Annotated in this window: 13 protein-coding genes and 4 pseudogenes; 10 read left to right on the forward strand and 7 right to left on the reverse strand. The window is 33.5% G+C overall.

Annotation, left to right across the window (positions count from 1 at the left end):
• Nucleotides 1–44: 44 nt before the first annotated feature.
• Nucleotides 45–428: pseudogene (locus ACZLO7_RS09765) on the reverse strand (transposase); the annotation flags it as partial.
• Nucleotides 429–909: 481 nt separating this feature from the next.
• Between ACZLO7_RS09765 and ACZLO7_RS09770 the strand changes: the two are divergent.
• Nucleotides 910–2,070 carry a M4 family metallopeptidase gene (locus ACZLO7_RS09770; protein WP_464940361.1) on the forward strand — a complete coding sequence of 387 codons (1,161 nt, stop codon included), beginning with the start codon at nucleotides 910–912 and terminating at the stop codon, nucleotides 2,068–2,070.
• 91 nt (nucleotides 2,071–2,161) lie between these two features.
• The gene (locus ACZLO7_RS09775; protein ID WP_464940362.1) at nucleotides 2,162–2,929 is read left to right on the forward strand and encodes an ADP-ribosyltransferase; all 768 of its coding nucleotides are present in this window, start codon (nucleotides 2,162–2,164) and stop codon (nucleotides 2,927–2,929) included.
• A 335-nt stretch (nucleotides 2,930–3,264) separates the two neighbouring features.
• Here ACZLO7_RS09775 and ACZLO7_RS09780 read toward each other — a convergent pair whose 3' ends face one another.
• Nucleotides 3,265–3,621 (reverse strand): hypothetical protein, encoded by a 357-nt coding sequence (locus ACZLO7_RS09780; RefSeq protein WP_464940363.1) that lies wholly within the window; start codon nucleotides 3,619–3,621, stop codon nucleotides 3,265–3,267.
• A gap of 230 nt (nucleotides 3,622–3,851) precedes the next feature.
• Here ACZLO7_RS09780 and ACZLO7_RS09785 point away from each other — a divergent pair, with 230 nt between their 5' ends.
• Together ACZLO7_RS09785 and ACZLO7_RS09790 are read left to right on the forward strand one after the other, a co-directional pair.
• The gene (locus tag ACZLO7_RS09785) at nucleotides 3,852–4,040 is read left to right on the forward strand and encodes a hypothetical protein (RefSeq protein ID WP_464940364.1); all 189 of its coding nucleotides are present in this window, start codon (nucleotides 3,852–3,854) and stop codon (nucleotides 4,038–4,040) included.
• 153 nt (nucleotides 4,041–4,193) lie between these two features.
• Nucleotides 4,194–4,973, forward strand: coding sequence for a CPBP family glutamic-type intramembrane protease (locus tag ACZLO7_RS09790; protein ID WP_464940365.1), 780 nt, complete (start codon nucleotides 4,194–4,196; stop codon nucleotides 4,971–4,973).
• A gap of 141 nt (nucleotides 4,974–5,114) precedes the next feature.
• On the opposite strand, the pseudogene ACZLO7_RS09795 reads toward ACZLO7_RS09790, so the two are convergent.
• A pseudogene (locus tag ACZLO7_RS09795) lies at nucleotides 5,115–5,438 on the reverse strand (IS5/IS1182 family transposase); the annotation flags it as partial.
• A 671-nt stretch (nucleotides 5,439–6,109) separates the two neighbouring features.
• On the opposite strand from ACZLO7_RS09795, the gene ACZLO7_RS09800 reads away from it, so the two are divergent.
• Together ACZLO7_RS09800 and ACZLO7_RS09805 are read left to right on the forward strand one after the other, a co-directional pair.
• Entirely contained in the window at nucleotides 6,110–6,541 is a 432-nt protein-coding gene (locus ACZLO7_RS09800) for a hypothetical protein (protein ID WP_464940366.1), read from the forward strand.
• A 279-nt stretch (nucleotides 6,542–6,820) separates the two neighbouring features.
• Entirely contained in the window at nucleotides 6,821–7,483 is a 663-nt protein-coding gene (locus tag ACZLO7_RS09805; RefSeq protein ID WP_464940367.1) for a Dph6-related ATP pyrophosphatase, read from the forward strand.
• Nucleotides 7,484–7,678: 195 nt separating this feature from the next.
• On the opposite strand, the gene ACZLO7_RS09810 is transcribed toward ACZLO7_RS09805, so the two are convergent.
• The 4 genes from ACZLO7_RS09810 to ACZLO7_RS09825 form a co-directional block, all read right to left on the reverse strand.
• Nucleotides 7,679–8,347 (reverse strand): NHL repeat-containing protein, encoded by a 669-nt coding sequence (locus ACZLO7_RS09810; protein ID WP_464940368.1) that lies wholly within the window; start codon nucleotides 8,345–8,347, stop codon nucleotides 7,679–7,681.
• 297 nt (nucleotides 8,348–8,644) lie between these two features.
• Nucleotides 8,645–10,096 (reverse strand): N-acetylglucosamine-specific PTS transporter subunit IIBC, encoded by a 1,452-nt coding sequence (gene nagE, locus ACZLO7_RS09815; RefSeq protein WP_464940369.1) that lies wholly within the window; start codon nucleotides 10,094–10,096, stop codon nucleotides 8,645–8,647.
• Between the two features lie 68 nt (nucleotides 10,097–10,164).
• Nucleotides 10,165–10,983: a PRD domain-containing protein gene (locus tag ACZLO7_RS09820; protein ID WP_464940370.1), complete on the reverse strand. Its 819-nt coding sequence runs from the start codon at nucleotides 10,981–10,983 to the stop codon at nucleotides 10,165–10,167.
• A 44-nt stretch (nucleotides 10,984–11,027) separates the two neighbouring features.
• A complete protein-coding gene (locus tag ACZLO7_RS09825; RefSeq protein WP_464940371.1) occupies nucleotides 11,028–11,510 on the reverse strand; it encodes a PTS sugar transporter subunit IIA in 483 nt (160 codons plus the stop codon).
• A 559-nt stretch (nucleotides 11,511–12,069) separates the two neighbouring features.
• On the opposite strand from ACZLO7_RS09825, the gene ACZLO7_RS09830 reads away from it, so the two are divergent.
• From ACZLO7_RS09830 to ACZLO7_RS09845, 4 genes and pseudogenes are all read left to right on the forward strand, one after another.
• Nucleotides 12,070–12,324: an ABC-2 transporter permease gene (locus ACZLO7_RS09830; RefSeq protein ID WP_464940372.1), complete on the forward strand. Its 255-nt coding sequence runs from the start codon at nucleotides 12,070–12,072 to the stop codon at nucleotides 12,322–12,324.
• A gap of 106 nt (nucleotides 12,325–12,430) precedes the next feature.
• Nucleotides 12,431–12,715 (forward strand): annotated as a pseudogene (gene tnpA, locus ACZLO7_RS09835) (IS200/IS605 family transposase); the annotation flags it as partial.
• A 947-nt stretch (nucleotides 12,716–13,662) separates the two neighbouring features.
• Nucleotides 13,663–14,191: pseudogene (locus ACZLO7_RS09840) on the forward strand (ABC-2 transporter permease).
• 200 nt (nucleotides 14,192–14,391) lie between these two features.
• The gene (locus tag ACZLO7_RS09845) at nucleotides 14,392–14,856 is read left to right on the forward strand and encodes a class III lanthionine synthetase LanKC N-terminal domain-containing protein (protein WP_464940373.1); all 465 of its coding nucleotides are present in this window, start codon (nucleotides 14,392–14,394) and stop codon (nucleotides 14,854–14,856) included.
• Nucleotides 14,857–15,128: the final 272 nt, after the last annotated feature.

A 15,128-nucleotide genomic window follows, 5' to 3' on the forward strand; every position in this document is an offset into this window, starting at 1 on the left:
CGTTTTTTCGCAAGGTCCAAATATGATATGGTTAATGTAACCGATTACGAATAGGTTGATGCTGTTTCGTAGTCATAGGTTATTTCGTGTGTAATAAGGTGAAATGCCACTTTCAAGAACTTATTCATACACGCTATGGACGCAACTTTATGAGGTTTCCTCTGAGGTTGCGTTTTTAATTTGTCGTAATACTCCACAAGATGGTTCTTTGTCTTTTGGCGAAGTGTAATCATCGTTTGAACCATATAAAACAGAATTTTTCGTAGCTTATTGTTTCCTCTTTTGTTAATTTTGTCTCTGTAAAACGTGTTGCCCGATTGATAACGCATAATATCAATTCCTACATAGGCATTTAACTGTTTGTGATTCTTAAATCGATAAATGTCACCTAATTCACCAATAAGTCGCCCTGCTGTTGCTTCACTGATACGAAGATGCTTTTTTTATTTGTCTATACTTTTGGGGTCAGTCCCATTGAAGCAATGCATATAATCAAAAAAGTACAGACTCTCCAAGGAGAGAAGTCTGTCCAAAATCAGATACAGCATTCATACCCTTTTCAGTCCCGCCTCTTAAAACCGGTTTCCAGTAGGAAGCTCTGGCCTTTAATTTTCGTTTCATTTTTGCAACAGAACCAAAATCGCAATGAGTGTATTAGGGGGTACAAGGTTCTAGTGCAAAAAAGGGTACAGTTCAAATGGAAAGTTTCTAGTTTCATTCTGCTAATAGCACACTATTCCGATCCATTGGAATCTTTATACAATCTTTATTTTATCTTTCGTTTTATTTAATAAATAGTATCTATAATGAGTTGTATACTCTATATGGATTTTTGAATAAGTATAAGGATGTCGGTTTTTTCTAATAAAAGTTCGTGAAGGGTAGTATTTTGAAAAGGATGTGTTGAATTTGTTTAAAAAAACATTAGCACTCACAATGACTGTGGGTATCCTAGGAACACCTTTGGGAGAAGTAATGGCAGAGAGTACACATGCAAATTCTCCTCAGAATCAGGAGCAAATTCGTCAGGTGAAAGAAGTGGTGGGTAAACCAGCAAAGGGAAAGGGAAAAGGGGGGTTAGGAGATATAAGAGAACTTTCTATTACACAAGCCAACAATCAGTATTATTTACAAGATACAACACGTGGAGCAAAGATTATAACCATGGATGGACAGAATCGTGATGATACTGCCCCTATCATATGGCGTGATGCTGATAATAAATTTTTTGATACAAAAGATGCGATTGCAGTAGATGCACATCACTATATGGGAGTCGTGTATGATTATTTTAAAGAAAAACACGGAAGAAATTCTTATAATGGGAAAGGAGGAACAATATACTTATATGTGCGTATGGGAGATTTCGCTGATGCTGCAGGGGGCTCAGGTGAAATGATTTTTGGAAATGGGAATAAGGATAATGGCATTGAGACACGAGGATTTTCAAGCTCTTTAGATTTAGTGGGACATGAATTTACGCATGGTATCATCCAGAATACCTCTAACTTAAAATATCAAGATGAACCTGGTGCCTTAAATGAAGGAGTTGCCGATTTATTTGGTACACTCATCGAATATGATTATTACAAAAAATCTAAGAGCAAAAGAAAACCGAATTGGACTCTATCAGAAGATGTATATGTAGATGGGAAGTCGGTTAGCCGCTCCATGAAAGATCCAAGCTCTGTACCTTTACTTAATGCTTTACGTAAAGAATATTTGATTGATTATGAAGGAAAACAACATACTCAATACCCGGACCATTATTCTAAATTATACAAAGGTATCGAAGATCATGGTGGCGTTCATTTTAATAGTAGTATTATAAACAAAGCTTCGTATTTACTCTCCGAAGGGGGAACTCATTACGGTACTCATGTCCAAGACATTGGGCAGGAAAAGACAGGAAAGATTTACTATCTTGCAGCCACAGAATTCTTCAAGGAAGATACGAATTTTAAAGACGCACGTGTAGCCTTAGAAAAGGCGGCAGCACAACTATATGGACAGAATTCAAAAGAAGTCAAAGCTGTACAAGCTGCATACACTGCTGTAGGAATCCACTAATATAACCTGGTTGGTTCGGCTGCCACACAGGCCCTATCCATCAACTTAAGAAATTTTACTGCTCTTAAGTTTAAAAATAAGGAGAATGTATATGAAAATCAAGAAAAAAATTTTACCAGTTATCCTAGCACTCGGTACAATGGTTACTGGAAGTACAGTAATTTTAGATTCAACAGTTCAAGCGGCTACAAAACCTGTAGTACAAAAAAATATCCAAAAGGTCTTAGATTTTAATCGTTCGGCCGATAAACCTCTTGCTACTGCTTGGGGAAACAAATTCTATAATAAGTGGATTCCAAACGTTAGTAGTGCAGAGAAAAAAGAGTTCGTGTCATATACGGATCTAGGCTATTTTCATTTAAATGCTTATCTTCAGGAGATTAAAGGTCAATTATCAGGAAAAGATATTAAAATGGAAAAAAAAATAAAGCGTTTAGATCGAGCTTTTAGTGTGTCCAGTGTACCTGATAACATAGTGGTATATCGTAGGAGTAATGAAAGTGCGTTTGGCTTAGAGAAAGGTACGCTCATAAAAGATAATAAACTGAATAAACAAGAATTTTCTAAATTTAAAAATAAATTATTAGGGAAATATCAAACAGATTATACGTATATGAGTACATCTATTCTTAAAGATGCTTCAGAAAGCTTTAGTGGACGACCTATTTTGATTCGTCTAAAGGTACCTAAGGGAAATCATGGAGCATATCTTGCTCCGTTAAGCCCATCCCCATGGGAAATGGGGATGTTGTTGCCGAGAAATACGACCTATAAAGTTAATGGTATTTCATACGCTAAAAATGGAAATAGCAATTATATACTAGTTGATGCTTCTATCATAAAAGCTAAATTTAATTGAATCTATAATATAGTTCTGTTGTGAAGTTTTTGAAATTAAAATAAAATTTCACAGATAACGAGGGAGGTTAGTTGAATAAATCGAAAAAATAATAAAGACCAGGTAACCGCTTGTCGGTTATACTGGTCTCTTTTGATTCACCTGCCAGGGGGCGTAAGGATCTGCGAAATAACAAATACCCCCATTCTATGGTTAGGCGCTCTGTAAGTACCCCTTCTGAAGTATTGAGCTAGCATACTATTAAAAAATCGTTTATCTAAGTTATATCAACCATAAAAAGAAGAGCAGTACTTTTGTTCTCGTTCTGCTCTTCTGGAAATAAGTACTCTCGAATATTATATTTTCAAATTTTCTTCCTGATTTTTAACTTCTTTAATGAAATAATCAAAAAAAGCAGATTCTATTAAGAGACCGTTTTTATAAAGTTCAACCATACAGTTGCTCAATTCCAGCGATTCATCTGAACCACTTTGAAAACGGACAGCATTACTAAGTGAGGTTGCTAGTCTTTGGGCAGATTCCGCCATACCATATTGATCAATAGGTTTAATAGAGTCTTCTGGAATGTCGGTAAGTAACATATCACCATCATCAAAAGGCTTAATGGAATACGTATTCTTTCTAACACTGTAGTCCCAAATAATAGCTCGTTGTCCTTTGTATATTACTCGTTGATTTAGATCAAACTTCATTCTAAGTCCACCTCCTAATATCTATATTAACCCTTTTAACCAATATATTACAAATTGGATGGTTTCAAGAATAAGAGTATTTAGTGAATTTTATATGTAGGTGTAATTCTACAAGGTTAGGGAAATGAATATGATAAACTGAAGTGAATCTATTATTCAGCATTTGTTAAACAAGAAAAATAGCAATTGCAATTTCCAATCATAAGTTATGAAAAAAAAAGGATAATAAAATGAGAAAATTCTTAACATCGATATATGCTCTACTAATTTATTTAACTTTAGCAATTTTAGTAATTTTTATTGGATTATTAGCTGTGGCGGATGAACCAATTGTTATTCCGGTAAATTTATCAACAAAGGTTGTCTTCTCACTTTTATTTGCTTGTATTTTACTGATAACTGGCATTATAAATGAGTAAAGTATTTTAAACATATTCGTTTTAAAATAGTCATTTTTTTAATTAGTTTAATAATAGCTGTTGTTACTATTTCAATTATCTTTACATGAGAATAGAATCAATGAATGTTCTAAAAGTAGAGATTTGCATATAATTTCAGTGAGGGTAGATTGAATGACTGGAGGTAATTTTATCAAAAACTCGGTTATAATTTATACTACTGTATGGATCTATGCAATAACGATAATTGTACATATTATATTACTCCAATTTGTAAATGCACGTGATTTTTTAGGGTTAACGATGTTAATACCTTTGCTATCGGTAATATTATTTCAATTACTAATTAAAAAAATGAAGATAAGACATACTTTTGCGATATTTAAACCCAAAAATACCTCAATTTTAATAGCCATTTTTTTACCGATATTATTAGCTTTAGGGTTACAGCAATTTTTTTTCTCTATTTATCAAGAACATTTTCTATTCATTGAATATAAGGAACTTCTACCTTTAATAATTATCGCATTAACTATTAGTAGCTTTTCCGCTTTGCTTGAAGAAATTATTTGGCGTGGCAATTATCACTATTATTTGGGTCAAAATTATACTCTGTTGAAAACTGCAAGTATACAAGGTGCCGTTTGGTCATTATGGCATTTACCCATTGCACTTTTCTATAAACCTTATACTAACTTACTAATAGCAATTCCCAATTACCTTATACTAATGTTTACACTTTCTTGCATCCTTACGCTTGTAAGAGAAAAAGGGAAATCTATTATTCCGGTTGCGATTTTTCATGGTATGCTTAATGTATTTTACTTGAGTGATGGTATACAAATGACTGCATCTGTAGAGTTACAAGAGATAATCAAGTGTATATTGCTTCTCTTAATTGGAACTATTATATTTATATTTTCGAAACCAAGTTTAATGAAAAAATCTGGTTAAATAATCGATAATTGATCAATTATAAGGACTATACTAGATTCACAAAAATTATTTTCCTGAGTTTAAAGAATTTGGTGACCATACACCGACACTTTTTGTCCGATTTTGAACAGAAAGTGCCGGTGTTTTTTTGTATTTCTCTTATTCTTCATTTAATAGCTTCAAGATACGTTTCAAATTCACCACAAATGTTGTTGTAGCTCCTTGGAATTCCAGGCCAAATAAACCCGCCGATTTTGCCGTATTGTAGCACGCAGATTTTAACTCACTATTCTTCTCTTCAATTTAATTGCGCTTTTTCACGAAGTCTTTAAATTTTCCGTTTCTTGAAAAGCTGCTTGCTCTTCATGTTCGGTTGATTTTATTGAAACGGAATACGTTTTGCTTTTGGCACTGTCTTTATAATAGCATCTTGTAATGGACTGACCTTACATTTTCTATGTCAAAGTAATACGTTTGTGTTTGATATTTACATATGTCTTATTTATTCGTTCTCGCTTAGTCCTTTCATTATAAGAGTTAGGTAAGAATCGGAAAGAATGAAAAACTCGAAAAAAAGATAAACTAGTTGATTGGAGTGCAGGCGGCGACTCCTCGGGGAACCAGCGAACATTTTGAGACCCCGCAGGAGCGTTAGCGACGAGGAGGCTCAAGGTTCGCCCCCAGGAAAGCGTCCGCCGGAACGGAAATTAACGGCTTCGAAGAAAAAGCCATGGCCAGAAACGATTAATCGTTCCGCCATGGCTAAAATTTATTTTATGGACTTTTTCAGTGCCCTTGTCTACTCTAGGGGATTTTTTTATTTTAAGAAAAAAATGATGAGTACGACAATCTTGTTTATAAAAATGAAATTATATATAGTGTTTTCATTAATAACATTATATAATAAAAGTGTAATAATACACTTAAAGGGGCGTTTTGTTTTATTGGTGGGTGAGATGATTAAATAGCCCAGAAAATAGAATCTATTAATACCGTTCCGAATCTGAGATATAGGGACAAATGTATGATATAAAGTTTTATTTTAAAAAATGGGACAAGAAGTTAACAACTATTTAATATTAATAGAAATAAAAAACAACGCTGGCAACAGCATAATCTAGCGTTTATTTATTCATTAATTTAGTTAGGAGAACATGGTGGGATATAAAATTTTAGCATTACTTAATATAGTACCAATAATATGCATTCATTTATTTGTCGTTTTGTTAAAAAATATAGGAAATGCAAGAGAGTTATCGACATTTCAGGGAGAAATTATATTATTTACGCCGATAGTTTTACTCATTACAAACTATAAAATAGAATCTGAAAGGGGAAGAGCAAATTATTTCAAAAATTTTCTTTTCATTTTAATAGGTTGTGGAATTGGACTTGCTATTTTCTTTTGGGACCTTGGATTTACAATGCGAGATTGGGGCCCATACTATCCAAAAGATTTTATTATGGAAGGGGTAGGGGGACTTTTATATATGAGCAGTATAGTTCAATGTCTAGTTGGCGGTTTAGTATGTACAACTATATTGTTCATTAAAAATAAGAGGGCTAAAAGAAATGAGTTAGTATAAAGGTAATGTCAAATTTAGATATGGAGCTTATCCTAACTGGTGGTTCATTAGCCAATATACGAATTGTCTAATGACACATATATGTTTTCAATGTATTAATATATATAGGTATAAAACTTATAAATTCGTATAATGAGTACCTTTTAAAATAGCTACCTGGTATTGAGTTCTAGGAAAGTGTAGATAGCTTTAGAAGTTTTATGACAAATATTCAAGAAGATTAATTATGTGCCTGTAATTGTTTCTAACACAGGCGCAAAAAAAAGGAGTGAGTCTACTATGAAAAACGTACATTTCGTTGCTTCTTGGAGTGGTGGGAAAGATTCAGCACTGGCATATTATCGAGCACTGAAATTAGGGATGGTTCCGAAGAAAATTTTAACGATGTTCGAGGATGATGGGGAGATTTCTAAGTCTCATGCAATTCCATTTGAAGTTGTACAAGCACAAGTTGATAAATTGGGGGTACCCCTTTTAATCAAACCTTCAAGTTGGGGCTCATATGAGGAACAATTTATCGCTGCTATGGATTCATGTCGAGCTGAAGGCATTACGCACGGCGTTTTCGGGGATATCGATCTGGAAGGTCATTTAGAGTGGGTCCAAACAACATGTGAAAAATCAGATATTGTAGCAGTTCATCCATTGTGGAAAATGTCTCGACGGTCAGTTGTAGAAGAGATGTTAGAAGCTGGTTTTGAGTCGTGGATTATTGTAGTGAATACAACTATGATGCCTGCTTCTTATGTTGGGAAAAGATTGACTAAAGAATTAGTGCGGGAACTAGAAGCAGCAGGCATCGATGCGTGTGGCGAGAACGGGGAATTCCACACAATCGTAGTTGATGGACCTATTTTCTCTGAGCGCATTCCTATCTCCATTGCTGCTCCTGTAGAAAAAGGACATTATGTTTTCTCTCCAGTTTCGTTAGAAGAAAAATGAAAAAAGGATCGCATTAAGTAGTGCGGTCCCTTTAACTCCTTTAGGTTAATATAGCCTTAGATCTCTGTAGCTTAATAAAAAGGTCTTCTCATAAAAATCTTATGAATTTACATTTTACGGCAATTGAAATGTGAAACTCATTAAAAGTTAGCTCATTTTGGTGCTGTATTATTGAATTAAAGCGCCCATTAGTTATTATAAGCGATATAACCCACTATCCAATCGAACAAATTCGTCATTATTCATAACCCTATAACTCCAAATAGGTTCGTCACCTGTGAAATAATTCTGTATTTCATATGTCATTAGGTCAATTTCACAAATCCTTCTATTTCCCATATCTGCAACATACAATTTATTTCCATTTAGAAATACATCCTCGGGGTGATTAAATATTTCAGATTTAAAACTATAAGGCTCACTATCGCCAATGGTGATTTCTTCTTTGAATGTATCTAATGAGTATCGCTTGATTGTATGGTTAGTAGGATACGCACACCAAATAGAATTACCTTGAATAGCAATGCCATATATCGTATCAAACCCAAGACAATCTGTCTCCCAAAGGATTTTTCCATACTTATCAAATTTGTAGACTAACGAATCTTGATAGAAGTGAGTAATGATAGAACCATCATTCAGTTTATCATAGGATAAATCCAAAGCTACTTCCATCCCATAAAGCTTCAAAATCTGTTCATATGCTGTTCCGTACCTTAACCGTATGTATTCTTCTGATTCAATATGTTTTCTTATACTTAAATCGTACTCAAAGCAGAAACAATCCAGGTTTTCTTCATAAAAATAAATCTTATTATTATGTGTAAAAATCCCAAGAGCTTCTTTCCCTAGAATTCGTTCCATAAGGTATATCACCTCCAAAATAAGAATACTACAATCTTATTTATATTTGTTTATTTCTTGAACTAATCTGCATCATTAGTTTAAGTATATACTTCCACAATCTATATTATCGTGTTAACATAAATATCCAAAAATACTCCTAGGAAAGCAAAAGAGGTGATTTGATTTTAATTTAACTGACTTTATTACAAAACAACAATTTCTCTTCAAATTGCCTTATTAGCTGTGATAGCAAATTGATTAAGATATTTATTAAAAAAGACTGAGCATCTTACAACTCAGTCAAGTAAATTACTATTATTTCCGTATTTTTTCAATCTCATCTGCAACAAACTGGACGTTTGTTCCAACAATAACTTGAATACTTTGTGGTCCTACAATATTGATGCCAGGTACACCAGTTGATTTAATTTTCTTTTGATCAACAACATCCATGTTTTTAACTTCTACACGTAAACGAGTTGCACAGTGGTCAACAGAAGTTACGTTTTTATCGCCACCTAACGCATCGTAAATTTTAGATGCCATGTCTGAGAATTTATTACTATCTGTATTCCCTTCATCTACTTCTACATCTACATCTTCATCGTCTTCTCTACCAGGTGTTTTTAAATTGAATTTCACGATTAAGAATCGGAATAAGAAATAGTAAATGGCTGCAAAAACTAATCCTTGGACGACTAACATATAAGGCTGGTTAGCAAGTGGTAATTTAGAACTCAAGAAGAAGTCGATGAAACCCGCACTAAATCCAAAACCTGCTGTCCAGTGGAATGTTGCAGCGATAAATAAAGATATACCTGTTAAAGCAGCATGAACTACATAAAGAGCTGGAGCTAAGAACATAAATGCAAATTCCAGTGGTTCAGTTACCCCTGTGAAGAATGCAGCGAAACCTGCAGCTAACATTAAAGAAGCAGCTTGTTTTTTTCTTTTTGTTTTAGCCGTATGATACATTGCTAGAGCAGCAGCTGGTAATCCAAACATCATGATAGGGAAGAAACCTGCTTGATACATACCAGTGACACCTTTTGTACCAGTTCCATTCCAGAAGTTACCAATATCATTAATACCGGCAACATCAAACCAAAATACAGAGTTTAATGCATGATGTAGTCCTGTCGGGATTAATAGACGGTTAAAGAACCCGTATAAACCAGCACCAGTGGCACCTAATCCACTAATTGTTTCACCAAAACTAACTAATGCTGAATATATAACTGGCCAGATAAAGAATAATGCCGCAGAAACGACTAACATAGAAGCTGCGGTCATAATCGGAACTAACCGTTTACCACTAAAGAATGCTAAGAAATCCGGTAATTGTGTACGACTAAAGCGATTGTACATAATTGATGCGACAATACCAGATAAAATTCCTATAAATTGATTTGCGATTTTTCCGAAAGCAGGGTTTACATCTGCTACATCAATGCCGAGTAGCATTGCTACCGAATCTGTAGAAAGCAATGTTGTCACAACTAAGAAGGCAACTAATCCACTTAAAGCAGCAGAACCATCTTTATTTTTTGACATACCTAAAGCTACCCCAACGGCAAACAGTATAGACATATTCGGACTATCGAGGATTGCATTTCCAGCTTTAATTAAGAAGGCTGCTAATACATTTCCAGATCCCCAGCCAGAAGGGTCAATCCAATAGCCGATACCCATCAAAATGGCCGCTGCTGGCAAAACAGCTACTGGTAACATTAATGAACGACCAAGCTTTTGTAGATATTTCATCATACAATAATTCACTCCAATACAGAATATTTAGAAAACTGCGTTTAAAAAAATAAAATAATATCGAGTTTTTATTGCTTTTGTAACCTTTCTATATGAACCGCAATGTAACCTAGCTCATGATTAGGTAGTTCAATACCATGCAACTTTTTTAACTCTTTGGCTACTTCGACTGCGCAATTGTACGAAAAAGGGAATTTCTTTTTAATCATGACAAGCATTTCTTCATCCATCGTATGCAGCTCATAATGATTCATCCTTGTTAAAGCAAAACGTAAATGAGTAATTAAACGATGATAGGAAATATCATTTTCTTCAAGATGTATGTTTAATTTCTTTTGAATAAGTTGAACCATATCTCGTATAATTGTCGTTTGCCTTAACGTTTGATGTAAATCACCTCCTTGTAATTTCATCGTATGAATATGAAGAGCGATGTAAGCAGCTTCATCTTCCTGCATTTCAACTTGGCATCTATCTTTTATATGTTGTATTGCCCAAAGACCAATCTCAAATTCTCTTCTATATAAGATTTTTATTTCATGTAAGAGCTTGTTATTAAGTTGAATACCATCTTTTAGCCTTTCAATTGCAAATGACACATGGTCAGTAAGTACAATATGAATACGTTCGTTTAACTTTCCACCAATATATTCTTCAGCATACGAAATAATTTCTTCGGAGATTGTAAAATGTTCTTCGGGAATTCGACTTAATAATTGCTGAAGTTTGTCATTTTCCCTCATAACAAATACCTTTTCTATTCTATCTAAATTGACGATGTCGTTTCTTTTCTTATTAAAGGCAATTCCAGACCCAACAGCAATCTTCTCACGCTTATTATCAAGTACGACTACGGCATTATTATTAAGAATCTTTGTTATTTTCATCGGAAGTGATCGCCCCCTCTCCTTTAGATAATTGTAAGCACTTATTACTTAGCAGAAATGGTCATTAATACGGTTTTACCCTGGATACCTGCTTTTGTATAGTTGCATTGAATGTTCTTATCATCCCCGTTAGTAATGATGATAGGAGTGACAATGCTTTTTGCATTTTCTCGAATATATTCCCAATCTACCTCGATAAGAACTTGGCCGGCAGAAACTTTGTCACCTGGAGCAGCTTGTACGGTAAATCCTTGACCTTTTAATGATACCGTTTCCAATCCAATGTGAATGAGGACCTCCACTCCTTCTGTAGATCGTATTGCGATAGCATGCTTTGTGTCTGAAACTAGAACAATCTCTCCATCTACTGGAGCATTAACCCCACCATTAGTTGGTAAAATAGCGACACCTTCACCCATCATTTTTTGACTAAAAACTGGATCTGGAACGTCTCCAAGAGGGATAATTTCTCCATTCATAGGAGATAAAACTTCTAAGTTACGTTTTTTAAATAAATTTGATAGCATGTAAAAAACTCCTTTGTTTATTAATATTGGCAATAGAAAAGCATAAAAAAGGCATGGGGATAAAAGAGTAGTATAAACAACTGCTCTGTTTACCACCATGCCTGATCGTATCAGTAACATGTGATCTCGTATTAAACTAATATTCAGATAATATCATTTGGTATTTAGATATTCAATAGAAATATGAAAAAAAGTTAAAAAATTGTAACAATTGTAATGAATTATATGAAGGACAATTGATTTTAAGTACAAGTTTAAGAAAAAATTAATCACACTTTCTGATAATGGTAAATACTAGCAAAGGCGCCAGTGAAAAATGAAAAAGAAATGAACATGAAAAAATATTGTCGAAAATACAAAGCCCCAGAAGGCACGAAGAACATATACACAGTTAACAAAATAAGCAAAGTAGTATACATCGAGGAAGTTATCTTGAATTTGATACTGAGGATATAATAGCAAATCATAACCAAATCGCTCATTTTTATAGAAAAAAATAAAAAAGGACACAATTTCTAAAGATATTGATTCTATTATCTATACAAAAGACGGGGAAACAATGGTACATAGAGCGTATTATTGCCCATTATTTTATATATTTAAACCTGGTTATATTACAATGGTTATATTGATTAGCTTTATCCTTTTTGCAGCTATTGTGCTGTTTTTAGCTGAACACTTAACAGCAATAACAGATTTTATTACCAATTTAGCTATCCCTACTGTATATACGGGAGCGACGCTTATTATCGTGGTAGTTTATGTTATTTCTTGGGGTGTTACGGCTTTTATTTACGAGCGAAAATCGTTTTAATTAACAGATTCGTGGTCTAACTCCACCGTCTTTAGACGGTATCAGCTTTTAGCCTTTCCGAGATTAGTTCGAGCGAAGGTAATTAATATGAAAGTGTTGTGAAGCAGGAATCATCATATTGCAAGGTAGTGTAGGGAAAGATCACATACATTTGTTATTATCATTTCCTGCAAATTTGGCACCAAGCAAAATCTTGCAATATCTAAATGGAAGATCGTTAGGGCTGTTGCAAGCAAATTTCTTGAACTAAAAAAGATATTAGGGCCAGCATCTATGGGCGAGAGGATACTTTTGTGCGACTGTTGGTACGGTAACAGAGGAAATTATAAGAAACTATATGGTCAATCAATTTAATGCAGAAGAGAATGATATTTTCAATATTAAAAAATGAGTTTAGGGGACAAGTTCTCCTATGAGTTTTGTGATTTGTAATGCCATTCTCAATTTGACGCCTGTGTTAAACTCAATTTCTTTCTATGAAGTTTAATTTTATGAGCAATATCCATAGTTCCCCTACCTTAAAATTATATACATATATGTAAAATCGTTTAACTTAATACAAAAAAAACCATAAAATACATTGACACCCAAAAAGAATAGATGGATAATGTTAGTAATTTTAAAAATAGTTTTGCATTTTTAGGTACAGTTGATACTAATGATTTAATTTGGCCAAGGCAAACTACTATGCATTAGTAAGTGATTTAGTCTGACCGGATCTTGTTAATGATTCGTTAGTAAGCGAGTGGATTTTGCCTGCAGCTACTGTAGAACTTATGGAAAATACAAGTCATTAACCGAATCATTAAGAACGACAAAGAACAACTCCATGAATCAAGAGATATCAGTTTATATTCAAAATTAATATAATAAGTTTGATCCGCTATGTTTCTTTTCGTTTTTTAGTTACTTTTATTGGTTTTTTTATGAAATTATAAGGGGGATTAAATGAGTGGTTCATTGAATTTTAATATTGGAAACCGTCTATATTAAAATTAATCCTCTATGAAGAAATATAACCAATAAGATTACATCTTAACCAGCAAGCATTTTGTGGCAAATCAAACATTTTCAGTAGTCCACCAAGAGCACCACATTCACTTCTTTTACACCGTCGCTACCAGTTTTGGTTAGACCTTCAATAATGAACTCTAGTTAGCAGACTTGCAGTACACTGATGGGTACTCAAGGAGTAGTCAAACGTCAGAGTGTTTCCTATACTTCGTCATTTCTCGATTTTTAATTGTATGTTTTGAAAAAAGCTGAAAGAAAACTTCATCCTAGACAATATGAACAAAGATAAATCTATAAATTAATTTTTATAACTTTACTTCGAGTATGGCTGCTATGTTTATTATCTTGTTAATGACGTTTCCTTCAACTGAAGCTATAAAACTTGAGGCTAGGTCTGGTTATGATAAGTACGTACTTACTTTACCGGTTAGTAGAAGTAATATTGTATAAAGTCACTACCGTTTCTATTTTTTAATCGTAATTATCGGAGCTTTACTATCCTATGGCATCTTTTATATGAATAATCTAGTTTCAATTACATCAATCGATAGCATCTTTAGTATTGTCTCTTTTAAGACTTTAATAGTTCTCTTTGCAGGTACGATAGTTTTTCCACTCCTCTAAATTTTGGGACCAGAAAAGTCAGGCGCTATTGGAAGTGGAATAGGGGGTACTTTTTGCTTCTATTGGATTACAAAGCTTAGTTGGATATTTAATTGAACAATTACCACTGTCAAATTTTAATATAGATCCATCTTTATACGTTCCGATTATATATCTAATATTTGGTGCTATCATATATATTCTTTCTTATTTCATTGCTTCATTTATATATCAGAAGAAAGAATTTTAATGTTTTTGCTAATAGTTAGGCGGTATTGATTGGTTGTAAGTAGATACTTAATCAGGAGAAAAAATTTAGTATTTTAGTGGACCTTCTCCTAGCACGTTTAAATTTTTTTAGTATTAATTCCAACTTACCGATCTTCTTTTGAAGAATCTTAAAAATGATTATATATTAATTAGGGTTTTAAACTAAATGGAGGGGTTTTTATGGAAGGTAATATGCTATATCACAAGTATTTGAAAGCGAATTCTGGATATTACAGTAAAACAGAGGTGAGAGACAAGGGTAATACATATGAATTGAATGATATTCCTAATACATATACTGTTATCTCAGACAGTGACTCAGTTTGGAAACACTATCATGTGAAGGGCTTGATACTCCCATATCAGGGATGGAAAATACATGTAACTTCGTCATTAGAAGATTCAAAGAGTGTACTAGATAAGGTGGCACGATTATGCATAGATAAGAAAATTGAGTTCAAGCACGTTAAGGATAGAAATAGTATGATAAAGCTGAATTCGAAAAATGCTAATCGTGCTACATCTGAGAAGTTTATGACAATATCCCCTATGAATAACGAAATCTTTGTTGAATTGTTAGAAATTATTTCTTTAACAATTCAGAAGTTTAAAAAAGGTCCTTATTTTCTTAATGATAAGAGATAGAAAAATAGCAATGTATTCTTAGATATGGAGGATTTAAATTAATGAAAATGGCGAACATTGTATTAGAGATGAGGAAGGTAATTTGATCCAGGATCAAAGAAATCCCTTTTACGTGGTAGTTTTTTGGTATATCGCACGGCATGAGAGATTCCTCCGTATCGTAAATGTTTGTGTGGTAACTTACATTTTACATGGGATATCTCTTTTTTATTAGATTAAACTGGTTAATTAACAGGCGTGGTAACAAGTATTTCTTGCAAATTAAAGTAAAG

Source organism: Viridibacillus sp. d25.2, assembly GCF_055456015.2.